The sequence below is a fragment of the Mesorhizobium sp. M1C.F.Ca.ET.210.01.1.1 genome (assembly GCF_004791585.1).
In the GTDB taxonomy this organism is placed as follows: Bacteria; Pseudomonadota; Alphaproteobacteria; order Rhizobiales; family Rhizobiaceae; genus Mesorhizobium.
Map to the genome: position 1 here is coordinate 26,198 of NZ_SRUU01000036.1, position 22,491 is coordinate 48,688.

Below are 22,491 nucleotides of genomic sequence, written 5' to 3' on the forward strand. Positions count from 1 at the left end.
GAGCGACGCGCAAAAGGAAAGGGCGGCCGTTGGGCCGCCCTTTCCGAAACCTATGGTCCAGTCGGACCCGAGCCGACCTTTAGCGGCGGTCGCCCATGAACTGCAGCAGGAACATGAACAGGTTGATGAAGTCGAGATAGAGCTGCAGCGCGCCCATGATCGCCTTGCGGCCGGCAACGTCCGCGACGTCGCCTTCGAAATACATCTCCTTGATCCGCTGCGTGTCGTAGGCGGTCAGGCCCGCGAACACCAGGACACCGATCGCCGAGATGGCGAAGGCGAGCGCCGACGACGCCAGGAAGATGTTGATGACCATGGCGATCAGCAGGCCGATCACGCCCATGATAAGGAACGAGCCGACGGGCGTCAGGTCGCGCCTGGTCGTGTAGCCATAGAGCGACAAGCCGCCGAAAGCCGCGGCCGTGGCGAAGAAGGTCTGGGTGATGCTGGTGCCGGTGTAGACGAGAAAGATCGTCGACAGCGACAGGCCGACAAGGCCGGCATAGACCCAGAACGTGGTCTGCGCCGCAGCCACGCTCATCGACTGGATCCTGAACGACAGGAACATCACGGCAGCGAGCGGCGCCAGGATGACGACCCAGCGGAACGCGCTTGCGTAGATGAGCTGGCCGAAGGCGGTCAGCTGGCCGTCACCGGTGACGGCGAGCTGGAATGCGCCCCAGGCGGCAAGGCCGGTGATGAGCAGGCCAAGCCCCATCAGGTTATAGACTTTGATCATATAGGCCCTGAGGCCCTGATCGATATCGACGCGCGCGCCGGGGGCGGCGGACGTCTGGTAGTTGCGAATGGGATCAGCCATTTGAATCCTCTGTTGCTTCTGCCCCGTCCGGTGACAGGTCCCCGGGAATGGTCACTTTGGGAGCGACCGCCCTTGGACCGGGCGCCGCTGGCGGGGCTCCAGCATGCCTGCGGGAAATATGATGGTTCTTGACGTCAAGAACAAGACGGTAACCGGGTGTAACGCTCCGTGAGAAGGCAAAGCGACGGTTTTCGGCCGTTTCGGCCGCCATTCTTACAAAGATTTAACGGGGGCGGCCGTTCCCAGGCCTGGCTCCTCAAAGGTTGCGCAGCACCGGCGCCGCCTTGTGGCCCAGCACCCGCCAGGTGCCGGTGAGGCCGATGCCGACGGTGACGGCAAGCGAGACGAGGATCGTCGCCACCGCCACTTCCGGCATGAAGTGCGACGGCAGCGTCATGATATGCGCGACCACGAACCATGCCGCGATGCCGCCCGCGGCAAGCGCGAACAGCGCGGTCGCCAGGCCGATCAGCACATATTCCAGCGAGAAGGCGGCGATCAGTGTCCTGCGCGTCGCGCCGAGCGTCTTCAGCACCACCGCGTCATGGATGCGCGCCCGGTTGCCGGCGGCCAAAGCGCCGGAGAGCACCAGCACCGAGGCGATCAGCGCCACGCCGGCGGCGGCGCGGATCGCCGTGCCCAGTTGGGCGACCAGGCGGTTGACGATGTCGAGCGCGTCCTTGACGCGGACCGTCGTCACCGCCGGGAAGGCGCGGGTGACGGCGTTGAGCAGCCGCGCGTCGTCGGCCGTGGTGGCGCCTTTGTCGGTCAGCGTCGCCAGCCAGCCATGCGGCGCGCCGGCGAAAGTGTTGGGCGAGAACACCATGACGAAATTGATGCCCATGGATTCCCACTCGACCTGGCGGAAATTGGCGATCCTTGCCGTCACGTTGCGGCCGAGCACGTTGACGGTGACGGTGTCGCCGAGCTTCAGCCCGATCGCCTTGCCTTCCTCGGCCGAGAACGACACCAGCGGCTCACCGGAATAGTTCTGCGCCCACCATGCGCCTTCGGTCAGCGTGGCGTTTTCCGGCTGCTTCGCTTCATAGGTCAGACCGCGATCGCCGCGCAGCACCCAGGCGCCGTCGGCAGGGACCTTCACCTTGTCGACGTCGACGCCGTTGAGCGCCATGATGCGGCCGCGCAGCATCGGCACCCTGACCAGGGTTCCCCGCGGCGCCTCTCTGCCGACCAGGCCGGCAAAGGCATCGACATCGCTGCTTTGGATATCGACGAAGAAGAAGTTCGGCGCCCGCTCCGGCAGGCTGCCGGAGATCTGACGCCTGAGATTCCCGTCGATCAGCGCCAATGTCACCAGGAGCGTCAGGCCGAGCCCGAGCGACAGCACCACCGACGGCGTCAGCGCGCCTGGACGGTGGATGTTGCCGAGCGCCAGCCGAAGCGACACGAAACGCACGCGCGGGCTTCGCCGCGCCAACCATTGCACCAGCGCCGCCACCAGCCGCAGCACCAGGAAGGCAAAGACCGTGGCGCCGACGAAGATCGAGGCGATGCGCTGGTCGTCGGCGGAAAGGATGGCGAGCCCCGCCAGCGCCAGCACGATGGCAAGCGCGGCGCCGACATAGGGCAGACGCGGCAGACCGCGGCTCTCGAACCCCATCTCGCGAAACAGTGCCGTCGCCGGCACGTCGCGGGCGCGGCCCAGCGGCAGGAGCGCAAAGGCCAGCGTCACCAGGAGGCCGAACAGCGCCGCCATCGCAAGCGCGCCCGGATAGAAGCCGCCTTCCGCCGGCACCGGGATGACCGACTGCAGCAGCGCGCTCGCCACGAACGGCATCGCTGCGCCCAGGATCAGCCCGAGCACGATGCCGAGGCCCGCGATCAGGAGGATCTGCACGAGATAGACAATGAAGACGAAGCCGCCGGAGGCGCCGAGGCTCTTGAAGGTGGCGATGACGCCGCGCTTGCCGTCGAGATAGGCGCGCACCGCATTGGCCACGCCGACGCCGCCTACCACCAGCGCCGTCAGCCCGACCAGCGTCAGGAACTGCGAGAAGCGCTGGATATTGGAGGAAAGCGCAGGCGCCGCATTGCTGCGCGTGCGGATCGACCAGCCGGCCTGCGGAAAGTCTTTCGCTGCCTCGGCCTGGATTGCCTTGATCCGCGCCTCGCTGGCGCCGTCGGGCAGCCGGACCTTGTAGGCGTTCTCGACCAGGCTGCCGGGCTGGATCAGTCCGGATGCGGCAAGCCCATCGTTCGAGATCATCAGCCGCGGCGCGAAGCCGAAACCGTCGGACACCGCGTCGGGCTCGCTGATGAGCCTCGCCCTCAGCTCGAATGTGGCGCTGCCAAGCTTCAGCCGGTCGCCGATATGGAGATTGAGCCGGTCGAACAGGAGATCGGGCGCGGCCGCGCCGAAGATGCCGGACCTCTCGCCGAACAGCTCATTCTTCGGCAGCGGCGGATCGGTTTGCAGCGTGCCGTAGAGCGGATAGGCGTCGTCGACCGCCTTGGCTTCGACCAGCGCCTGGTCCGAGCCGTCCGCGAGCCGCGCCATGGAACGCATGCCGGAGTTCACCGAGACCGTGCCGAGGTTGTTGATGAAGCCGAGCTCGGCGTCCGAAGCGCGGCGCTGGTTGACCTGGAAGCGCAGATCGCCGCCGAGCAGCGTCTGGCCCTGGTTGGCGACGCCGGCGGTGATCGCCTGCGCCACCGAATTGACGCCGCCGATGGCCGCCACGCCGAGCGCGATGCAGGCGAGGAAGATCATGAAGCCCGAAAGGCCGCCGCGCATCTCGCGCAACGAGAAGCGGATGGCGAGCTTCAGTGTCCTGGACATCAGGCCGGCACCTTCACCGCCCTCGGCGCGTCCTCGATGCGTCCCGAACGCATCGACACCTGGCGCGCGCAGCGGGCCGCAAGCGCCGGATCATGCGTGACCAGCACCAGCGTCATGCCGCGCTCGGCCGCCTTGGCGAAGAGAAGGTCGGCGATCTGCTTTCCCGTCGCCTGGTCGAGGTTGCCGGTCGGCTCGTCGGCAATGAGGATGCGCGGCGAGGGCGCCAGCGCCCTGGCGATCGCCACGCGCTGCTGCTCGCCGCCGGAGAGCTCCCCGGGGTAGTGCGTCACACGGTCGCTCAGGCCGACCGCCGCCAGTTCCTGCGCCGCCACCGAGAACGGATCGGCATGGCCGGCGAGCTCCAGCGGCACCGCGACGTTCTCAAGCGCCGTCATATTGGGGATGAGATGGAAGGACTGGAAGACGATGCCGATGTTTCGCCCCCGAAACGATGCAATCTGGTCCTCGCTTTTGCCGTTGAGCAATTCGCCGGCGATTCGCACCGTGCCTGAGTCGACCCTTTCCAGTCCGGCCAGGACCATCAGCAAGGTGGACTTGCCGGAACCCGAAGGGCCGACGATGCCGGTCGCCTCGGCAGCCGCCACCTCCAGGCTGACGCCTTTGAGCACATGGACGGCGGAAGCACCCTCGCCGAGCGTCAGTGAGACATCCCTCAATGCGATGACGGCTTCTGTCACAATGAAAGCGTCCTATATGGTGGAAAAGGGAGACGACAATTTCTCCTCCCGGGGATTGTTTCGGTCATATGGGGCTCGCCGCATGGCTTTCAAACACTCGACTGCCGCAGCCCTCGCCCTTTTCCTCGCGGTTTGCGGCGCCATGGTGTCGGCGCGCGCCGACACGTTCAAGATCGTCGGTTTCGGCGACAGCCTGACGGCGGGCTTCGGCCTTGGCCCGGGCCAGGGCTTCACCGATAGGCTGCAGGCGGCGCTGAAGGCGAAAGGCCATGACGTCACCGTCGCCAATGCCGGCGTTTCCGGCGACACTACGAGCGGCGGCCTGGCGCGGCTCGACTGGTCGGTGCCGGACGGCACGAGGCTGGTCATCCTCGAGCTCGGCGCCAACGACATGCTGCGCGGCGTCGCCCCCGACATTCCCGAAAAGAACCTCGACGCGATGCTGGCAAAGCTGAAGCAGCGCAGCATCCCGGTGCTGCTCGCCGGCATGCGCGCCGCGCCCAATCTCGGCGGCGACTACCAGAAGACCTTCGACGCCATCTACACGAAGCTTGCCGCCAAGTACGACGTTCCGCTCTATCCGTTCTTTCTAGACGGCGTTGCCAGCCATCCCGACCTCCAACTGGAAGACGGCCTGCATCCCAACCCCAAGGGGGTCGACGTGATCGTCGAGCGCATCCTGCCGGCCGTAGAGAAGGCCATTGCCGCCAATGGCGGTGCGTCATGAGTCCGAAAAGTCACGGTTTCCGTTGGGGAAACCTTGTGGACAACAAACCACTTGCCCCGCGCGGATATCGATGATTCGCTAGGACCAAGAGTTTCGATTCGAGGACAGGAGGCTTCTCATGCCACGTCTTTTCACCGCCCTCGAAATTCCGCGTGACGCAGCTCTTTCCCTGTCCCTGCTCCGGGGCGGCCTTCCCGGAGCCCGCTGGATCGACGTCGAAAACTACCATCTGACACTGCGCTTCATCGGCGATGTCGAAGGCCATGTCGCAGACGAGATCGCCAACGCGCTCGACCGGATCAACCGTCCCTCCTTCTCCCTGACGCTCTCCGGCGTCGGCGCCTTCGGCGGCAAGAAGCCGCATGCGGTGTGGGCCGGCGTGTCCGCCTCGCCGGACCTTGTCGCGCTGCAGGGCGAGATCGACCGCATCTGCCAGCGGCTCGGCCTGCCGGCCGATCCGCGCAAGTTCTCGCCGCATGTGACGCTCGCCCGCCTGCGCAATGCGAGCCCGCTCGACGTCGCGCAATATCTTTCGGCGCGCGGCAACTTTTCCGCGCTGCCCTTCCGCGTCGGCCGCTTCGTGTTGATGTCGTCGCGCGATTCGGTGGGCGGCGGCCCTTATATCGTCGAGGAAGCCTGGCCGCTGGTCGGCGTCGACGCGCGCGCGTCCAGCCGCTTCGCCAGCGCTTCCGACGCCTCCCGGATCATGCGGTAGACCGAAGCGAACTCTTCCGGCCCGTCATAGTAGGGGTCCGGCACGTCTCGTCCGCTTCCGGTCGCGAAGTCAAGATAGAGGTGGATGCGGTCGCGCGCGGCCTGCGGCGCCAGCGCCTTGAGGTCGCGCACATTCGACCGGTCCATGCCGAGAATCAGGTCGAAGCGGGAAAAATCCTCCGGCGCTATCTTGCGCGCCCTCTGCCCGGAAATGTCGATGCCGTGGCGAATGGCGACCGAGATCGAGCGCGGATCGGGAGCCGAGCCGACCTCCCAGCCGCTGGTCGCGGCCGAATCGAGCGCAATGTCGCGGGCCGTCTCGCGCTCTGCCCAGACGGCGCGAAAAACACCCTCGGCCAAAGGCGACCGGCAGATGTTGCCGAGGCAGACGAACAGGATGGAATTTATGGGCTTTGCGCTCATCGATCCGGCAGTTGTTTTCATGCATGTCGTGATCCCAAAACCGCTGCGCACTTTTGGGCGACATGCACTATGGTGCGGGTCATTTTTCCCGAATAGCACAGGAACCCGACATGACCAGAGAGAAACTCAGCAAGGAAGCGATCGCCGCGGCTCTGGCGGAACTCGAGGGTTGGTCGCTGGCCGCCGACGGCACTTCGATCAAGCGCAGCTTCATCTTCAAGAACTTCTCCGAAGCCTTCGCCTTCATGACCCGCGTGGCGCTGGCCGCCGAGAAGATGGACCACCACCCCGACTGGTCGAACGTCTACAAGACCGTCGACGTGACATTGAACACGCATGATGCCGGCGGCGTCACGGCGCTCGACATCGAGCTGGCCAAGCGGATGAACCGCTATTTTGGTTAGAGGCGCCAGCCACACGGAGTCCGATTTTCCGGGCCGGCAACCGCCCGAACTCTTGTAGCAGCCCCCCGCTTCCACCACATCTTCCGCGGCGGACTGCCACGCAAGGTTGCGCGCAGCCGCCAAGGAGAGATGGATGGCGCAGGAATCCGGTTTTGATTTCTTCGGCTTCGGCGACAGGCTCGCCGGCGAAGGCGAGGTGCGCGAGAAATTCTGGCGCACCGCGAAGAAGGCTGCCCGGCAGATCCCGTTCATGGACGAGGTGGTCGCCGGCTACTATTGCGCCATGGACAAGGAGACGCCGCTGCGCGCCAAGGGCATCCTGCTTGCGGCGCTCGGCTATTTCGTGCTGCCGGTGGATTTCATCCCTGACTTCGTCTTCGGTCTCGGCTTCACCGACGACCTTGCCGTGCTGACCGCCGCGATCACCGCCGTCAGCGCCCACATCACGCCCGCGCACCGGCAGGCCGCCAGGGACGCGCTGGCCGACAAGGGTTGACCCTGGCTTACATTTCGGCACAACGAGGCCGCGAAAGCGCCCGCGCGAAAAGACAAACTCTTGCCGTTTTCGTGGCCTCCAAGTTCGCGCCGGGACGTCGTGCCTGCCGCTTTCCGGCGGCGGCGCGAATGGTGGCGGTTTCCTGGGGTGAGCTCCTTTTCTTGAGGACAATTCACCGTTTGGTAACCCTGATTAAATCAAAATGAAGCGACGGCAGGACGCCAGGCGCCCCGCCTCCGCACCAGTTGGAATACGGGAAGAACGATGCGCGGATTGATTGCTACAGTTTCCAGCCTGGTCCTGGCGGCCGCCTTCGCGGCGCCGGCGCTGGCGCAGCAGGCGACCAAGATCGGGCAGCACAATGCCTGGGGCACCTACAGCTATCAGTCGGCGGGCGGCAAGGTCTGCTACGTGCTGACGGTGCCGACCGACAAGCAGCCGCCGACGCTCGACCATGGCGACATGTTCTTCTTCGTCAGCCAGCGGCCGGGCCAGCAGATCTCCTATGAGCCGCAGTTCATCGCCGGCTACAATTTCCAGGAAGGCTCCAAGGCCACCGTTACCATCGACAAGAAATCATTCTCGATGTTCACCCGCGGCAAGTCGGCCTGGGTCGAGAACGCGGCAGAAGAGCCGGTGCTGATCGCCGCCATGAAGACCGGCAGCGACATGAAGGTGCAGGCCAAGTCCGGCCGCGGCAACCCGACTTCCTATGTCTTTTCGCTGAAGGGCATCTCGGCCGCGCTGGCTTCGATCGCCAAGTGCAAATAGGCGCGAAGGCTCAGCGCGACCAGGTGGCTGCCCGGCTATACGTCGCTCGGCATTTTTCGAGTCGACGACCAGTCACTGGCCACGACCTCAATAGTGTCGTCTCGGAAGCAGAGCAGGAAAAGCCGTGAACCCGGGCCGTCCGGCGCCAGGACATCCCAATCATCCTCACTGACTGCCCGGCTGTCCCCGGACACCTCGTAGAACTCTCCCCATTTTGGAGCCTGCTTGCCGCAAAGATCTTTGCCCGCAAACCAAGCGTGGTCGTCTGAGGCATCCCATCGGTATCGGCTACAGCCAACAAAGTGAAGCGTCCCTATCTCTCCAGGCTTGGCGTCGTGGGCCGCTGGGTTCAAGAGAAAGGAAAGCCGCGCCGAATTGCCCTCGATATTCAACTCAACATCGGGAGCACTCGACTCGGCGTTCCAGTCGAGGCTCAGGCGCCGGAAAGTCAACTCGCTCATGCATCGATATTGCACGCCGACGCGGCACCTTCCACCCACCGAGCGTGCTGCAGGACCAGTCTTTGCTGTGTTGGGATGTCGCTCAGTCCTTATGGGTTCCCGGCGCCGCCTCCGCCCTGCGCCGCCGGATCGCTTCGGCGACGAACACGCGCGACAGCGCATGGTAGAGCGGCTCGTAGGAGATCAGCCGCGCCGTGCCGTAACCCAGCACCGCCGCGCACATCAGCGCGATGACATTGTCGTGATTGCCGGTCATTTCGAGGATGATGACGAAAGCCGTCATCGGCGCCTGCACGACGCCGGCGAAATAGCCGGCCATGCCGAGCAGTGCCGCCAGGCCAGTGCCAGCGCCGAAGACAAGGCCCAGCGTGCTGCCGAGGCCGGCGCCGACCGCAAGCGACGGCGCGAAGATGCCGCCCGGAATGCCCGACACCATCGACAGCAGGCCCACAGCGAATTTCTCGAGGAAGAAGAACGCCGGCAGCGGCCCGCCTTCGACGGCGCCGCGGGCCTGCGCATAGCCGGTGCCAAAGGTAAGGCCGCCTGAAGCAAGTCCGATCACGGCTACCATCAGGCCGCATATGCCCGCCACGAGCAGCGCGCGCCACACTGGCTGCGGCGCGTTCCAGCGCCGGATACGCCGCGTTGTCTTCAGCGCCAGCAGCGAGAACAGCGCGCCGAAACCGCCGCCGATGACACCGCATGCGATCACCAGCGGCCAGTCGGTGGCGAAGGCCACCGTGTCCCTGGCGACGCCGAAATAGGTGTAGTTGCCGAGCAGCGCCAGCGAGGCGAGGCCGGCGAGGATCACCGCCGTCAGCACCAGTCCGTTGGTGCGCGATTCATAGGCGCGGCCCATCTCCTCTATGGCGAAGACGATGCCGGCAAGCGGCGTGTTGAAGGCGGCGGCGATGCCGGCCGCCGAGCCGGCGAGGATTAGCCCGCGCGCCTGCGCTATGCCGCCCCAGCGCGCCGCCTGCAGCATCAGCGACGCGCCGACCTGCACCGTCGGACCCTCGCGGCCGATCGAGGCGCCGCAGGCGAGGCCGATGACGGTAAGCGCGATCTTGCCCGCCGCCAGGCGCAGCGAAAGCAGATGCCCTCGATCCTCGTCGTCGCGCAAGTGGCGCGCGGCGATCGCCTGCGGAATGCCGCTGCCCTGCGATCCTGGGAAGAAGGCATGGGCAAGCCAGGCGCAGACGACGAAGCCGAGCGGCGTCATGATCAACGGCAGATAGAAGCGCCAGCCGCCGCCGGTGACGATATGGAACAGCGCCTGCGCCTGATCGGCCAGCATGGCGAACAGCACGCTGATCAGTCCGATCGAGACGGCGCCGGCCCAGAAGACCAGTCGCGGCTGCCAGACGCGGCGCGAGACCCACATCGCCTGCGAGCGCCGCAGCATCGGGTATTTGCGCGATATGCCGGTCATGCCTGTCCTCATGGTGATGACCGCCCCTAGCACACTGAGGGGGGCGATCAAGCCTGTGAGGTCAGGCCGGAACGCGAGGCCGATCACGAAAATCGGAGATCGGGACTACCGCGCAGGATCTTTGCATTTGGATATCCCGCCGGCTTTTGCCGGCGGGCAGCGCGAGAGACGGCGAGGTCCAGATATTCTCACATCGCCATTTTTTCACATTCGGCCTGGGCCTTCTTGGTCGACGTGTCGATCATGTAGGTTTTGCCCTTGGCGTCCGTGATCATCATCATGCAATGTTTGATCGGCTTCGCCATCTTCATCATTTCAGCGCTCATCTTGGCGTCCGGCATCATGGTGCCCATATGGCCGTCGGGCATGATCGCGGTCACCTGCCCACCCTTCATCATGGTCATGGTGCCCATCGCGTCCTCGGCAAATGCCTGCGAGGCAAAAAGGCTTGCAAGACCGGCCACGGCAACAAGCTTGATCGAATGCATTCCGCGTACTCCCATTTTTGCAAGGGCATGGTCGCCCCTTTCAGGTTCGCGGCTGCGCTTCGAACTGTTACGTCAACACGAATATGTGATCTGATTTCCGGCGACACGCCGGCGCGCGTTCGCCGCCCCATGACTCCGCCTGCAACCTGTGCTATGCGCCGCGCTTCATTTCGGGCACGATGCTGAAATCGGCCGCAAACCGCTTATATTGGCGCAACCATGACCCTTTCATTCGATCTGACCGCCGAAGGCGCACGCGACGCCTTGCGCGCCCGCGCCACGCCGGCCGAGAAGCCGTCGCTGATCGGCCTGACCCGCGCCGAGCTCGGCGCGGCGCTGGTCGCCGCCGGCATCGTGCCGGAGCGCCAGGCCAAGATGCGCGCCCAGCAGCTCTGGCACTGGATGTATGTGCGCGGCGTCTCCGACTTCGCCCACATGTTCAACATCTCCAAGGACCTTCGCGCCGAACTCGACAAGCATTTCACCGTCGCCCGGCCGGAGATCGTCGAGGAGCAGATCTCTTCCGACGGCACGCGCAAATGGCTGTTCCGCTTCCCGCCGCGCGGCGCCGGCCGTCCCGTCGAGATCGAGACCGTCTATATCCCCGAGGAAGGCCGCGGTACGCTCTGCATCTCCTCGCAGGTCGGTTGCACGCTGACCTGCTCCTTCTGCCACACCGGCACGCAGAAGCTGGTGCGCAACCTGACGACGGAAGAAATCCTGGCGCAGCTGCTGACCGCGCGCGACCGGCTCGGCGACTTCCCCGACCGCGACACGCCCGACGGCGCCATCGTGCCGGCCGAGGGCAGGAAAGTCTCCAACATCGTCATGATGGGCATGGGCGAGCCGCTCTATAATTTCGAGGCGGTGAAGAAGGCGCTGCTGATCGCTTCCGACGGCGACGGCCTGTCCCTGTCGAAGCGCCGCATCACGCTCTCGACCTCCGGCGTGGTGCCGGAGATTGCCCGCACCGGCGAGGAGATCGGCGTCATGCTGGCGATCTCGCTGCACGCCACCAATGACGATCTGCGCGACCTTCTGGTGCCGATCAACAAGAAGTTCCCGCTGAAGGAATTGATCGCTGCCTGCCGCGCCTATCCGGGGCTCTCCAACGCCCGCCGCATCACCTTCGAATATGTGATGCTGAAGGACGTCAACGATTCCCTCGACGACGCCAAGGCGCTGGTCAAGCTGCTCAAGGGCATTCCGGCCAAGATCAACCTGATCCCGTTCAACCCCTGGCCCGGCACCAACTACCAGTGCTCGGACTGGGAGACGATCGAGAAGTTCGCCGACTATATCAACAACGCAGGCTATGCCTCGCCGATCCGCACGCCGCGCGGCCGCGACATCCTCGCCGCCTGCGGCCAGCTGAAGTCGGAGTCGGAACGCATGCGCAAGGCGGACAGGCTGGCACTGGAAGCAATGATGATCGCGGGGCACGGCGAGGCGTGAGGCGGATCATCGCCTATCTCGTCCGCTTCGCCGCCATCCTGATCGGCTATGCCATCGCCTCGCTGGCGGCGAGCGCCTTCCTCAACGTGCTCTTCCTCGGCTATTTCGGCTACGCGCCGGAGCCCGGACACCCGACGATCGCGCCCGCGCTCTATTTTTCGGTGCCTTTCGTGGCGCTGTTCGTCGCCTATTTCGGCTTCATGCCGGCCACGGTCGTCATCCTGATCGCCGAAGTGCTCGGGCGCCGCGACTGGCTGTTTTACGCGCTGGGAGGCGCCGTCATCGCCGTCGTCTTCCTCGGCTTCGCGCATAATCTCGGCGACGGCGACTTCGATGTCGCCAACAACAATGTCAGGCTCGCTTTGATCGGCAGCGGCATGGTCGGCGGCATCTTCTACTGGCTCTGCGCCGGCCGCTGGGCCGGCGCCTGGCGCCGCGAGCCGTTGCCCGATCTGGAATCCTGACCTCTGCGAGGTGCCGCCTACTTCGCCTGCGCCGTCAGGATCTTGAGCGCGAAGGCCGAGAACACCCCGCCGAACAGATAGTCGACCACGCGCGTGACGCGCGGGCTCGCCTTCATCGCCGCCGCGAATTTCTCCGCCGCCAGCACCATCGGCGCCGTCACCGGGATCGCCAGCACGATGAACATGACTCCGAGGAAGAACAGTTTTCCGGGCGCGTTCGGATCGTGCGCCGAGACGAATTGCGGCAGGAAGGTCATGAAGAACAGGATGATCTTCGGATTGAGCAGGTTGACGCCAAGCCCGGCCGCCCAGCTGCGGAACAGCGAGATTTGCGGCCCGCTCTTCTTCTCCGGCGAAAAAGCCGAACCTTTCGTCACCGCCTGCCACGCCAGGAAGACAAGGTAGCCGGCGCCGAAGATCTTCAGCGCGAAGAAGGCCATCGGCGAGGCGACGATCAGCGCCGAGACGCCGACCACCACCAGCGTGGTGTGGATCAGCGTGCCGCAGAGCGCGCCGGCCATAGAGGCGAAGCCCCTGGCCCGGCCCTGGGAGAGTGTGCGCGACACGAACAGCGTCATGTCGGGCCCCGGCGTGATCGCCAGGATGACGGTGGCGATGGCGAACTGGATCAGCGTCGTGCTGTCGGGAATGAAAGACATTGCTCAACCCTGCAAATTGGATAGCGTGACCTATAACGCAGCTGTTTTGCCGTCGCCAGCGTCTGCCGACGGCAACGTCTGGCCCAGCTCCGCCACCGCCCTGCGCCCCTTCGTCTCTTGCGTGAGCCGGAAATGCCGTGATACCTCGCCCGCGAAGCTATTTTCCCGCGGAACCGCCAAGATGCCCAAGATCAAAGACGTGAAGAAAGTCGTGCTCGCCTATTCCGGCGGCCTCGACACCTCCATCATCCTGAAATGGCTACAGACCGAGCTCGGCGCCGAGGTCGTCACCTTCACCGCCGACCTCGGCCAGGGCGGCGAGCTGGAGCCGGCGCGCCGCAAGGCCGAGATGATGGGCATCAAGGACATCCGCATCGTCGATGTCCGCGAGGAGTTCGTCGCCGACTTCGTCTTCCCGATGTTCCGCGCCAATGCCGTCTATGAAGGCACCTATCTGCTCGGCACCTCGATCGCCCGCCCGCTGATCTCCAAGCACCTGGTCGAGATCGCCAAGGAAACCGGCGCCGACGCGATCGCGCACGGCGCCACCGGCAAGGGCAACGACCAGGTCCGCTTCGAGCTGTCGGCTTATGCGCTCAACCCCGACATCAAGGTCATCGCGCCGTGGCGCGACTGGTCGTTCAAGTCGCGCACCGACCTGATCAACTTCGCCGAGCAGCACCAGATCCCGGTGCCGAAGGACAAGCGCGGCGACGCGCCTTTCTCGGTCGACGCCAATCTTCTGCACTCCTCCTCCGAAGGCAAGGTGCTGGAGGATCCGTGGAGCGAGCCGCCGGAATTCGTGCATCAGCGTACCGTCTCGCCGATGGACGCGCCAGACGTCGTCACCGAGATCGAGATCGAGTTCCTGAAGGGCGATCCGATCGCGCTCAACGGCAAGAAGCTGTCGCCGGCCAGCATGCTGGCGGCGCTCAACGACCTCGGCCGCGACAACGGCATCGGCCGCCTCGACCTCGTCGAGAACCGCTTCGTCGGCATGAAGTCGCGCGGCGTCTACGAGACGCCCGGCGGCACCATCCTGATCGCCGCCCACCGGGCGATCGAATCGATCACGCTCGACCGCGGCGCGGCTCACCTCAAGGACGAGTTCATGCCGCGCTATGCCGAGCTCATCTACAACGGCTTCTGGTTCTCGCCCGAGCGCGTGATGCTGCAGGCGATGATCGACAAGAGCCAGGAAGACGTCGAAGGCGCGGTGCGGCTGAAGCTCTACAAGGGCAATGTCATCGTCACCGGCCGCAAGTCGAAGAAGACGCTCTATTCCGACGCGTTGGTCACCTTCGAGGACGATCGCGGCGCCTACGACCAGAAGGACGCCGCCGGCTTCATCCGCCTCAACGCGCTCCGGCTGAGGACGCTGGCGGCAAGGAATCGGCGGAGCTGACACTCGAGCGGCGGGGCTTCCGGCCTTCATCGACCGACACCGAACGACCAAGGCAACCCGGCGGAAACGCCGGGTTTTTATTTGACGTTCCCAATGTAACCGAGGCTGGCCAGGTACAACGAAGTTCCTGTTTGACCTTTTGACGAATCTCACCAAGTTCCCTTCTCGGGATAGGGGGCTTAATAGTGAAAAATCGAATTTTTCTTCTTTTCGTTACCGGCGTCGTTTTGGTGGGCTGGCAGCCCGTTGCGGCAAGCGCCGCGCAAACCCAGGCCAAGTTCCGCACTTGCAGCGGTTTTGACGGCCCCTTCCAGGTTCCCCTTTCCCAGAAATGCCCGTTGAGCGGCTACGCGCATGTCGACCAGCCGACTGAAAAGGAGATTGAGGCAAGGTCAAAGACGGCCACGGCGCCGCGGTCGCCCAAGTTCCGTAACTGCGGCGGCTTTGACGGCCCCTTCCAGATTCCGGTTTCCCAGAAATGCCCCTTGAGCGGCTACGCGCATTTCGATCAGCCGACCGAGAAGGAGATCAAGGCCGGGTTAAAGGCGGCCTCGGCGCCGCGGTCGTCCAACTACCGCAACTGTAGCGGTATTGACGGCACCTTCCAGGTCCCCGTTTCCCAGAAATGCCCGTTGAGTGGCTACGCGCATTACTGAACGTGTATATGATGCGGTCGAACCTGGCCGTTCCGGGTGACTGGTTTTGATCCCTGCTCCATAGACAACAAAAAGCCCGGCGAGTGGCCGGGCTTTTTTCGTTGGAATGGAGATATTCGATCAGTTGGCGTCAATCGCCTCGGCGATGCGGGCGATGGCCTGCTGGTAGACGCTGGCCGAATTCCAGCCGGCGATCGCGCCCATATTCGCATCATAGCTCGCCCCGGCTTGCCAGCCGTGGCCCTTGAGGAAGTTGGCGGTGGAAGCGAGTGCGGTGTTCCTGTCGCGCAGGTTGCCGCTGCCGACGCCGTACTTCAATACGTTCCCGGGCAGGAACTGCGTGTGGCCGATCTCGCCATGCATGGCGCCGACCGAGGAAGAGCTCAACGCGCCGCGATCGACCAGCTTCAAGGCTGCAATGGCATGCGGTGTAAAATAGTCGGGGCGGCGGCAATCATAGGCCAGCGTTAGAATGGCAGAGACCGTGTTCTGGTTGCCCATGGAAGCGCCGAAGCCGGTTTCCATGCCCCAGATGGCGAGCAGCACGCCCGGCGGCACGCCGTAGGTCTGTTCGATCCGGTCGAACATCGCCGCGTTCTGCTTCTTCAGCGCGCGTCCCCTGGAAATGATCGCTGCCCCGCCCCGGCGCTTCATGAACGCTTCCACCGAGCCGCTGAAGGCCTTGTGGATGGCGCGGTCGGCAGCGATCGTCCGTGTCGCGTAAGTTGCGCCGGCCAGCGCAGACAGCCCCTTCTGGCCAACACCGTTGGCCCTGGCCTCCGCGGCAAAATCCTGCTTCCAAGCCTCGAAGCCGGCGCCGTTCTTGCCGCAGCTGCCCGCCGCCTCAGCGCCCGTCGCCAGCGCAAGCACGGCCACCACCGTGGCCGCTGCAAACATTCTTCCCTTGGCAAAAAATGCCATTCTGTCTCTCCTGGTTGCCTGAATCACGTCCCGGTTGCGAATTTGCCAGCGAAACGTCCGGTTGTCACCGCCCACAAGGGGCCACCCAGCGCTCGACGCTGGCGAATGCCGGGGAATTTGCCTACGATCAAGCATTTATTATGGCGCAGGCATTTATTGTGGCGGGGTCTTTATGGGTGACCTCCCGGAATGCCGAGAGACAGGCGGTGCAAACCGACGATCTCAACAAGCTTTGACCGGTCCGCCGAAAGACCATGGAACAATTCGTGAGCGCGCGACAGGCAATTTAGCCGGAACGCATAAGGCCTGGTTTCGTTTTCGAGCCCGAGGGAGCGTTGAAAACGGAGAAAAAGCCATGAAAAGCGTATTGTTTCCGGCGTTTGCCGGTGCGCTGCTCGCCATGTCGGGTGCGGCCCTTGCCGACACGCCCGTCTCGGCGCTGACGGATCTGAATGTCCGCGCCGGCCCGGGTCCGCAATATCCTGTGATCGGCGTTCTGGCGGCCGGCCAGTCGGCCACGCTCAGGGGCTGCATCGAAGGAAGCAAATGGTGCACCATCGCCGAGGGTGGCGGCAACGGCTGGGTCTATTCCGACTATGTTGCGGGCGACTTCGGCGGCAGCCGGGTTGTCGTGACGCGTCGGCCGGCTGAAGCCGGCATCGCCGTCGTGGCGCCGCCCGTCGACGACACCTATACGGACGACTACACCGGCGCCATTGTCGCGAGCGATCCGGTTGATCCGATCGCCAGGCCGCCGGCCGAGGTCGGCACCTACGTCACCACGCATCGGGTCGACCCGGTCTATCTTGAGGGCGAAGTGGTGACCGGCGCGACGTTGCCAGACACGGTAGAGTTGCGCGAGATTCCGGACTACAACTACCGCTACGTCTATGTGAACAACCAGCCGGCGCTGGTCGATCCGGGCACGCGGCGCATCGTCTATGTGATGCGCTGATGATGTGGGAAAGCGGCTGCCCAATGGGCGGCCGCTTTTTTCGCCGGTCGGCAACGAGAACTCTCCCGAACATTAGCAAGGACGATTGCGCCGAAAACGGCAATCCCCTAGATCATGCGACCCAAAGCGGCTGGGCAGGGGACCCGCGTGATCATCGACAGTGCCGTCTTCGAGCGCTACCGGCGCTCGCCGAATGAAAAGACCACCTTGCTGCGGCTGCTGCTGGGAACGGCGATCGTCGTTTTCCTCTGGCTCGCCATGACGTTTGTGGTGCTCGTCGCCGGCACCTACGCTTTCATCGTCCTGCACCTTCCCGGCCTGTCGACTGGACGGCCGGTCCAGGATTTCCTCGCCTCGCCCGTCGGCATCCTCACCGCGCTGGCGTCCTTTGCCGGCATCTGGATCGGCCTTTGGGTGGCGATGCGCTTCCTGCATGGCGAGCCGCTCTCGGCGCTGATCGGGACCAGCCGCCGTATCTCGCGCGGCGGTTTCCTCAAAGGCCTGGTCGCGGTCCTGATCACCTCCCTGTTCTCGGAGGTCCTGCTCTACTGGCTGCAGCCGGAGATCGCCCGCGGACCGATCGCCTTGTCGTCCTGGCTGCTGTTCCTCGTGCCGATCGCGCTGCTCGCCTTTCTGCAGACGTCCTCGGAGGAGACCCTGTTCCGCGGCTATCTGCTGCGCGGCCTGGCCAGCCGGTTCGCCAGCCCGCTGATCTGGGCCGCGCTGCCCGGGCTTTTGTTCACCGCGCTGCACTGGAGCTCCACCTCTACGCTTGCCATCAATGCCTGCGTTCTGGTCTCGATCGCCACCTTCGCTCTGCTTCTGACGCTGCTGGTCTATGTCACCGGCAATCTGGGCGCCGCCTTCGGCGCCCATCTCGGCAACAACCTCACCGGCTTCCTGCTGATCTCGCACCAGGAGAGCTACAATTCCTTCGCCCTGTTCAACGCCAAGCCGCTCGAAGGTCCCGGCTGGACGAATTGGGATGCCGTCCTCATCGCCGCGATCGGTATCGCAAGTACGCTGTTGACCATGCTCTTGCTGTTTCACCGCCGCTCGCCTCTCAAGGTCGGGACGGACGGGCCATGATCCCAAAAAGCCGAAACCGGGCCTTGGACTGGACGATGGGCGAGCAGAAAGCCGGGGGGCTCTCCTGATGCGCATCACGCTGGTGGCGGAACGCGCGATTCCTTGCAAGGGTTACGGCGGCACCGAGCGGCAGGTCGATTGGCTGGCAAATGAGCTTTCGCGCCTCGGCCACAAGGTGGTCCTGATCGCCGGTCGCGGTTCGAGCCACCCGCTTTGCGAAGTGCGGCAGGCGTCTTCGGCCGCCGAATGCCGCGCCGCGATCCCGGCCGACGCCGACATCGTGCATTTCAACGGCTGGTACGTCGACACGTCGCGCCCGGCGCTCTACACGATGCACGGCTTTGCCCCGGGATTCCAGAAACAGGGGCGAAACTGGAGCTTCGTCAGCGCCAGCCATGCGCGCAACCACGGCGGGGAAACCTTCGTCTACAACGGGTTTCCAATCGATGCCTATCGTCTCGCCGCCATCAAGACGGACCGGCTGCTGTTTCTGGCCGGCATCGCGCGTGCCGGCAAGAACTTGAACCGGGCCGTCGATCTCGCCAAGGCCTTCGATTTCCAGCTCGACATCGCCGGCGGCTCGCGCTGGCAGCTCCTGACACGCACGAAGGTCCGCCGCCAGGGCGTCTTCTTCAAAAGCTTGGGGCCCCGCTTCCGTTACCACGGCACAGTCGACGGCGATGAGAAGCTGCGCCTGCTCGGCGAGGCCAAGGCCTTCCTCAACCCGATCGCCTGGGAAGAGCCGTTCGGCATGGCGCCGGTCGAAGCGATGCTGTGCGGCACGCCGGTGCTGACGACGCCGCGCGGCGCGCTGCCGGAAATCGTCGACGACGCCACCGGACGCCGGTTCGACACAGATGCCGCGTTCGCGCAAGCCTTGGCCGAGATCGCGGCGCTTTCGCCTGATCGATGCCGGCAATCCGCCGCCGATCGTTTTCCGATCGCCAGGACGGCACAAGGATATCTCGATCTCTACAAGCGCATCCTGGACGGCGAAAAGCTGCCCTAGATCGCGGTGTTTTGGCCCTGTTGCCGCCCCGGCCTTGACTCCGCCACCGATTTCCTGTCTAGACGCGCTCGAATTCCGCGACGAGTACACCTCCGCGAAAGCCGACCAGGACGCCGAAGCCTCTTTCGAGGCAAGAGCTGTAAACCGATCCTGGAGGCCAACACCCGGCAGCGCGATGCGCCCCCGGGTGCTTTTTGGCTTTGCGCTTTTGCTTGGCGACCCGGCGCGAACTCACTACCTCTCGGATCGAGACGAACCGAGATAAGGACCGCAGATGTTTGAATCCCTCCAGGAGCGCCTTGGCTCCATCCTGAACGGCCTGACCGGCCGCGGCGCGCTGTCCGAGGCGGATGTCTCGGCGGCGCTGCGCGAGGTGCGCCGCGCGCTGCTCGAGGCGGACGTCGCGCTGGAGGTGGTGCGTTCCTTCACCGACAAGGTGCGCGAGAAGGCCGTCGGCGCCGCCGTGCTGAAGTCGATCAAGCCCGGACAGATGGTCGTCAAGATCGTCCATGACGAGCTGGTCGACATGCTGGGCGCCGAAGGCGTCGCCGTCGACCTCAACGCGCCGGCGCCTGTCGTCGTCATGATGGTCGGCCTGCAGGGCTCCGGCAAGACGACGACCTCGGCCAAGATTGCCAAGCGCCTGACCGAGCGTCAGAACAAGAAGGTCCTGATGGCCTCGCTCGACACGCGGCGTCCCGCCGCGCAGGAGCAGCTGCGCCAGCTCGGCGAGCAGGTGAAGGTCGCCACGCTGCCGATCATCGCCGGCCAGAGCCCGGTCGACATCGCCAAGCGCGCCGTGCAGGCGGCCAGGCTCGGCGGCCATGACGTCGTCATTCTCGATACCGCCGGCCGCACCCATATCGACGAGCCGCTGATGGTCGAGATGGCCGACATCAAGAAGGTGTCGTCGCCGCACGAGATCCTGCTGGTCGCGGACTCGCTGACCGGTCAGGACGCCGTCAACCTCGCCAAGAGCTTCGACGAGCGCGTCGGCATCACCGGCCTGGTGCTCACCCGCATGGACGGCGACGGCCGCGGCGGCGCGGCGCTTTCGATGCGCGCCGTGACCGGCAAGCCGATCAAGCTGATCGGCACCGGCGAAAAGATGGACGGGCTGGAGGAATTCCATCCCAAGCGCATTGCCGACCGCATCCTGGGCATGGGCGACATCGTCTCGCTCGTCGAGAAGGCCGCCGAGACCATCGACGCCGAGCAGGCGGCGGCGATGGCCAAGAAGATGCAGTCGGGCAAGTTCGACCTGAACGACCTTGCCGCGCAGCTTCACCAGATGTCGAAGATGGGCGGCATGGGCGGCATCATGGGCATGATGCCGGGCATGGGCAAGATGAAGGACCAGCTTGCCGCAGCCGGCTTCGACGACAAGATGTTCCGCCGCCAGCTCGCCATCATCTCCTCGATGACCAAGGCCGAGCGCGCCAACCCCGACATTCTGAAGCATTCGCGCAAGAAACGCATCGCTTCCGGCGCCGGCACCGATGCCGCCGAGATCAACAAGCTTCTGAAGATGCATCGCGGCATGGCCGACATGATGAAGGCCATGGGCGGCAAGGGCAAAGGCGGCGGCCTGATGCGCGGCATGATGGGCGGCCTTGCCTCGAAAATGGGCCTCGGCGGCATGATGCCCGGCGGCGGCATGCCCGACCTCTCCAAGATGGATCCCAAGCAGCTCGAGGCGCTGCAGAAGCAGGCGCAGGCTGCCGGCCTCGGCAAAGGCCTGCCGGGCGGGCTGCCTGGTGGACTTCCCGGCGGCGGCCTGCCGGGCCTGCCCGGCGGCATGAAGTTGCCTGGCCTTCCCGGCCTTGGCGGCGGCGGGCTGCCAGGCCTCGGAAAGAAGAAGTGAGGGGGCTATGAACGAGGAGAAGGACATGGCCGAGGCACGCGCCGTTCTGGCGGGCTACCGCGCTTCGATCGACAACATCGACGCCGCCCTCATCCATATGCTGGCCGAGCGCTTCCGCTGCACCAAGGCGGTAGGCGTGCTGAAAGCCGAGCATGGCCTGCCGCCCGCCGATCCGGCGCGCGAGCAGCAGCAGATCGCCCGCCTTCGCCAGTTGGCGAAGGATGCGCATCTCGATCCGGATTTCGCGGAGAAATTCTTGAATTTCGTCATCCGCGAGGTGATCCGGCATCACGAACAGATCGCCGCTTCCAACGGCGCTACCAAAACCGGCTAAGTAGCCGCAACCCGATCAACCAAATCAGAGCTTTTTAGGAGATAGACAATGGCACTGAAGATCAGACTGGCCCGCGCGGGCTCGAAGAAGCGTCCCTACTACCACGTCGTCGTCGCCGACGCCCGTTCGCCTCGCGACGGCCGTTTCATCGAGGCGCTGGGTTCCTGGAATCCGCTGCTGCCGAAGGACGGCGAGCGCGTCAAGGTCGATGCCGACCGCGTCAAGCACTGGCTCTCGCACGGCGCCCAGCCGACCGACCGCGTGCTGCGCTTCCTCGACGAGGCCGGCATCGCCAAGCGCGAGGCCCGCTCCAACCCGAACAAGGCCCTGCCCGGCAAGAAGGCGCAGGAACGCGCCGCCCTGCTGAAGAAGGCCCAGGACGACGCCGCCGCTGCCGTTGCCGCGGCGACCGCCGCGCCGGCCGAGGCCGAAGCCGCGACCGCCGAGTAATCCCGGCCCTCTCCATTTACAAAAACGGCGGGCTCTGCCCGCCGTTTTTCTTTGGTTTGATGGCTCAATAGCCTGCCGGGCAGCGAGCGATGTAGACGCGCCCGTACCGGTCGCGGTAGCGGCATTGGCCGCTTTCGCTGGCACGGCCGATCAAAGCGCCGGCCACCGCGCCGACAGCGCCGCCGACCACCGCGCCCTGGACTGGATCATTGGCGACCGCGGCACCGACCGCCGCTCCGCCCAAGCCGCCGATCGCGGCGCCTTTTTCCGTTTGCGAGCATGCGCCGAGCGCCGTCGCCAACACCAGAATGACCATCGCTTTCTTCATTGCGGTTCCTCTCTCAAGCGGATCACCGTCCTCGCCGCCATGTCTTTAACTCGCAGGCGGCTAATTTGATCCCGAAGGCAATGAAGATTGCCGGCGTAGCTCTTTTATATGGTTGAACCTATTGGATTTTATCACTCGGTGGCGCGCTTCAGATTGTCGAGGCCGGCCTCGAAGTCCTTGCCGATCAGCGTGTCGAAATTCATGAACAGGCCCATCAGCTTGGCGATGAACGGCCTGGCGCCGCGCATCGCCCAGGTGACGGTCGTGTTCGGACCCGACGGCGCCAATGTGAAGTCGACGGTATTGTTGGCTCGGAACGGCTTTTCGAAATCGAGCCTCAATGAGACCAGCGACGACGGCACCGCGTTGACGATCTCCATGCGGCCTTTTCCGGCCTTGTTGTTGCCTTCCCAGGCGTAGGCCGCGCCTTTGCCGCTGTCGGCGCCGGAGAGCGTGCGCTTCATTTGCGGATCGAGCTTTTCATAGGGCGACCATTCCGGCCAGCGCTTGAAGTCGTTGATCAGCGGGAAGATCGCCTCGGCCGGCGCCTTGATGCTGGCCGAGCGGCTGACGACGAAATCGTTCGGGCGTGTCGCGGCATAGACGAGCAAAGCGGCAATGATAACGACGAGGATGATAAGGATTGTGGCAAGCATTTCGCCCTCCCA

The 22,491-nt window shown here is 64.8% G+C and carries 26 protein-coding genes; 15 read left to right on the forward strand and 11 right to left on the reverse strand.

The features are described 5' to 3' along the window. Nucleotides 1–79: 79 nt before the first annotated feature. The 3 genes from EN853_RS28510 to EN853_RS28520 all read right to left on the reverse strand — a co-directional run bounded on the left by EN853_RS28510 (nt 80) and on the right by EN853_RS28520 (nt 4,318). Nucleotides 80–820, reverse strand: a complete 741-nt coding sequence (locus tag EN853_RS28510) for a Bax inhibitor-1/YccA family protein (RefSeq protein ID WP_127862387.1) — start codon at nt 818–820, stop codon at nt 80–82. 256 nt (nt 821–1,076) lie between these two features. Further along, nucleotides 1,077–3,620, reverse strand: coding sequence for an ABC transporter permease (locus EN853_RS28515; protein ID WP_127862386.1), 2,544 nt, complete (start codon nt 3,618–3,620; stop codon nt 1,077–1,079). Continuing rightward, nucleotides 3,620–4,318: an ABC transporter ATP-binding protein gene (locus EN853_RS28520; protein WP_127862385.1), complete on the reverse strand. Its 699-nt coding sequence runs from the start codon at nt 4,316–4,318 to the stop codon at nt 3,620–3,622. The genes EN853_RS28515 and EN853_RS28520 overlap by 1 nt, the downstream gene beginning before the upstream one ends. Before the next feature lie 82 nt (nt 4,319–4,400). On the opposite strand from EN853_RS28520, the gene EN853_RS28525 reads away from it, so the two are divergent. Together EN853_RS28525 and thpR are read left to right on the forward strand one after the other, a co-directional pair. Beyond that, nucleotides 4,401–5,045, forward strand: coding sequence for an arylesterase (locus EN853_RS28525; protein WP_127862384.1), 645 nt, complete (start codon nt 4,401–4,403; stop codon nt 5,043–5,045). A gap of 118 nt (nt 5,046–5,163) precedes the next feature. Further along, the gene (gene thpR, locus EN853_RS28530) at nt 5,164–5,760 is read left to right on the forward strand and encodes an RNA 2',3'-cyclic phosphodiesterase (RefSeq protein WP_127862383.1); all 597 of its coding nucleotides are present in this window, start codon (nt 5,164–5,166) and stop codon (nt 5,758–5,760) included. On the opposite strand, the gene EN853_RS28535 is transcribed toward thpR, so the two are convergent. Continuing rightward, the gene (locus tag EN853_RS28535) at nt 5,664–6,182 is read right to left on the reverse strand and encodes a low molecular weight protein-tyrosine-phosphatase (protein ID WP_127862412.1); all 519 of its coding nucleotides are present in this window, start codon (nt 6,180–6,182) and stop codon (nt 5,664–5,666) included. The two genes, thpR and EN853_RS28535, sit on opposite strands and share 97 nt — an antisense overlap. Before the next feature lie 110 nt (nt 6,183–6,292). Here EN853_RS28535 and EN853_RS28540 point away from each other — a divergent pair, with 110 nt between their 5' ends. The 3 genes from EN853_RS28540 (at nt 6,293) to EN853_RS28550 (ending at nt 7,853) form a co-directional block, all read left to right on the forward strand. Continuing rightward, entirely contained in the window at nt 6,293–6,586 is a 294-nt protein-coding gene (locus EN853_RS28540; protein WP_127862382.1) for a 4a-hydroxytetrahydrobiopterin dehydratase, read from the forward strand. Between the two features lie 133 nt (nt 6,587–6,719). Beyond that, nucleotides 6,720–7,082 (forward strand): YkvA family protein, encoded by a 363-nt coding sequence (locus EN853_RS28545; protein WP_127862381.1) that lies wholly within the window; start codon nt 6,720–6,722, stop codon nt 7,080–7,082. Nucleotides 7,083–7,346: 264 nt separating this feature from the next. Beyond that, a complete protein-coding gene (locus tag EN853_RS28550) occupies nt 7,347–7,853 on the forward strand; it encodes an invasion associated locus B family protein (protein ID WP_127862380.1) in 507 nt (168 codons plus the stop codon). A 35-nt stretch (nt 7,854–7,888) separates the two neighbouring features. Here the strand turns inward: EN853_RS28550 and EN853_RS28555 are convergent, their stop codons facing one another. The 3 genes from EN853_RS28555 to EN853_RS28565 all read right to left on the reverse strand — a co-directional run bounded on the left by EN853_RS28555 (nt 7,889) and on the right by EN853_RS28565 (nt 10,234). Then, a complete protein-coding gene (locus tag EN853_RS28555) occupies nt 7,889–8,314 on the reverse strand; it encodes a hypothetical protein (RefSeq protein WP_127862379.1) in 426 nt (141 codons plus the stop codon). A gap of 82 nt (nt 8,315–8,396) precedes the next feature. Next, nucleotides 8,397–9,746 carry a chloride channel protein gene (locus EN853_RS28560; RefSeq protein WP_127862378.1) on the reverse strand — a complete coding sequence of 450 codons (1,350 nt, stop codon included), beginning with the start codon at nt 9,744–9,746 and terminating at the stop codon, nt 8,397–8,399. 188 nt (nt 9,747–9,934) lie between these two features. Beyond that, nucleotides 9,935–10,234, reverse strand: a complete 300-nt coding sequence (locus EN853_RS28565) for a hypothetical protein (RefSeq protein ID WP_127862377.1) — start codon at nt 10,232–10,234, stop codon at nt 9,935–9,937. Nucleotides 10,235–10,453: 219 nt separating this feature from the next. Here EN853_RS28565 and rlmN point away from each other — a divergent pair, with 219 nt between their 5' ends. Together rlmN and EN853_RS28575 are read left to right on the forward strand one after the other, a co-directional pair. Continuing rightward, nucleotides 10,454–11,689: a 23S rRNA (adenine(2503)-C(2))-methyltransferase RlmN gene (gene rlmN, locus EN853_RS28570; protein WP_127862376.1), complete on the forward strand. Its 1,236-nt coding sequence runs from the start codon at nt 10,454–10,456 to the stop codon at nt 11,687–11,689. Continuing rightward, on the forward strand, nt 11,686–12,153 hold the full coding sequence (locus tag EN853_RS28575) for a hypothetical protein (protein ID WP_127862375.1): 468 nt from the start codon (nt 11,686–11,688) through the stop codon (nt 12,151–12,153). Before rlmN ends, EN853_RS28575 begins: the two co-directional genes overlap by 4 nt. A gap of 17 nt (nt 12,154–12,170) precedes the next feature. Here EN853_RS28575 and EN853_RS28580 read toward each other — a convergent pair whose 3' ends face one another. Then, nucleotides 12,171–12,812 (reverse strand): LysE family translocator, encoded by a 642-nt coding sequence (locus tag EN853_RS28580; protein WP_127862374.1) that lies wholly within the window; start codon nt 12,810–12,812, stop codon nt 12,171–12,173. Between the two features lie 181 nt (nt 12,813–12,993). On the opposite strand from EN853_RS28580, the gene EN853_RS28585 reads away from it, so the two are divergent. Together EN853_RS28585 and EN853_RS28590 are read left to right on the forward strand one after the other, a co-directional pair. Continuing rightward, nucleotides 12,994–14,217, forward strand: coding sequence for an argininosuccinate synthase (locus EN853_RS28585; protein WP_127862373.1), 1,224 nt, complete (start codon nt 12,994–12,996; stop codon nt 14,215–14,217). A 185-nt stretch (nt 14,218–14,402) separates the two neighbouring features. Further along, nucleotides 14,403–14,873, forward strand: a complete 471-nt coding sequence (locus tag EN853_RS28590) for a hypothetical protein (RefSeq protein ID WP_127862372.1) — start codon at nt 14,403–14,405, stop codon at nt 14,871–14,873. Nucleotides 14,874–14,993: 120 nt separating this feature from the next. Here the strand turns inward: EN853_RS28590 and EN853_RS28595 are convergent, their stop codons facing one another. Then, the gene (locus EN853_RS28595) at nt 14,994–15,794 is read right to left on the reverse strand and encodes a lytic murein transglycosylase (RefSeq protein ID WP_127862371.1); all 801 of its coding nucleotides are present in this window, start codon (nt 15,792–15,794) and stop codon (nt 14,994–14,996) included. A gap of 355 nt (nt 15,795–16,149) precedes the next feature. Between EN853_RS28595 and EN853_RS28600 the strand changes: the two genes are divergently transcribed. The 6 genes from EN853_RS28600 (at nt 16,150) to rpsP (ending at nt 21,495) form a co-directional block, all read left to right on the forward strand. Next, a complete protein-coding gene (locus EN853_RS28600) occupies nt 16,150–16,749 on the forward strand; it encodes a DUF1236 domain-containing protein (protein WP_127862370.1) in 600 nt (199 codons plus the stop codon). Between the two features lie 147 nt (nt 16,750–16,896). Further along, nucleotides 16,897–17,838 (forward strand): type II CAAX endopeptidase family protein, encoded by a 942-nt coding sequence (locus tag EN853_RS28605; protein ID WP_127862369.1) that lies wholly within the window; start codon nt 16,897–16,899, stop codon nt 17,836–17,838. 67 nt (nt 17,839–17,905) lie between these two features. Further along, nucleotides 17,906–18,847 (forward strand): glycosyltransferase, encoded by a 942-nt coding sequence (locus tag EN853_RS28610; RefSeq protein WP_127862368.1) that lies wholly within the window; start codon nt 17,906–17,908, stop codon nt 18,845–18,847. A 274-nt stretch (nt 18,848–19,121) separates the two neighbouring features. Continuing rightward, nucleotides 19,122–20,711 (forward strand): signal recognition particle protein, encoded by a 1,590-nt coding sequence (gene ffh / locus EN853_RS28615; protein WP_127862367.1) that lies wholly within the window; start codon nt 19,122–19,124, stop codon nt 20,709–20,711. A 7-nt stretch (nt 20,712–20,718) separates the two neighbouring features. Further along, on the forward strand, nt 20,719–21,045 hold the full coding sequence (locus EN853_RS28620; RefSeq protein ID WP_127862366.1) for a chorismate mutase: 327 nt from the start codon (nt 20,719–20,721) through the stop codon (nt 21,043–21,045). A gap of 48 nt (nt 21,046–21,093) precedes the next feature. Then, on the forward strand, nt 21,094–21,495 hold the full coding sequence (gene rpsP / locus EN853_RS28625) for a 30S ribosomal protein S16 (protein ID WP_127862365.1): 402 nt from the start codon (nt 21,094–21,096) through the stop codon (nt 21,493–21,495). A gap of 64 nt (nt 21,496–21,559) precedes the next feature. Here rpsP and EN853_RS28630 read toward each other — a convergent pair whose 3' ends face one another. Together EN853_RS28630 and EN853_RS28635 are read right to left on the reverse strand one after the other, a co-directional pair. Next, on the reverse strand, nt 21,560–21,823 hold the full coding sequence (locus EN853_RS28630) for a YMGG-like glycine zipper-containing protein (RefSeq protein WP_127862364.1): 264 nt from the start codon (nt 21,821–21,823) through the stop codon (nt 21,560–21,562). Between the two features lie 131 nt (nt 21,824–21,954). Continuing rightward, a complete protein-coding gene (locus tag EN853_RS28635; protein WP_127862363.1) occupies nt 21,955–22,479 on the reverse strand; it encodes an SRPBCC family protein in 525 nt (174 codons plus the stop codon). Nucleotides 22,480–22,491 lie beyond the last annotated feature (12 nt).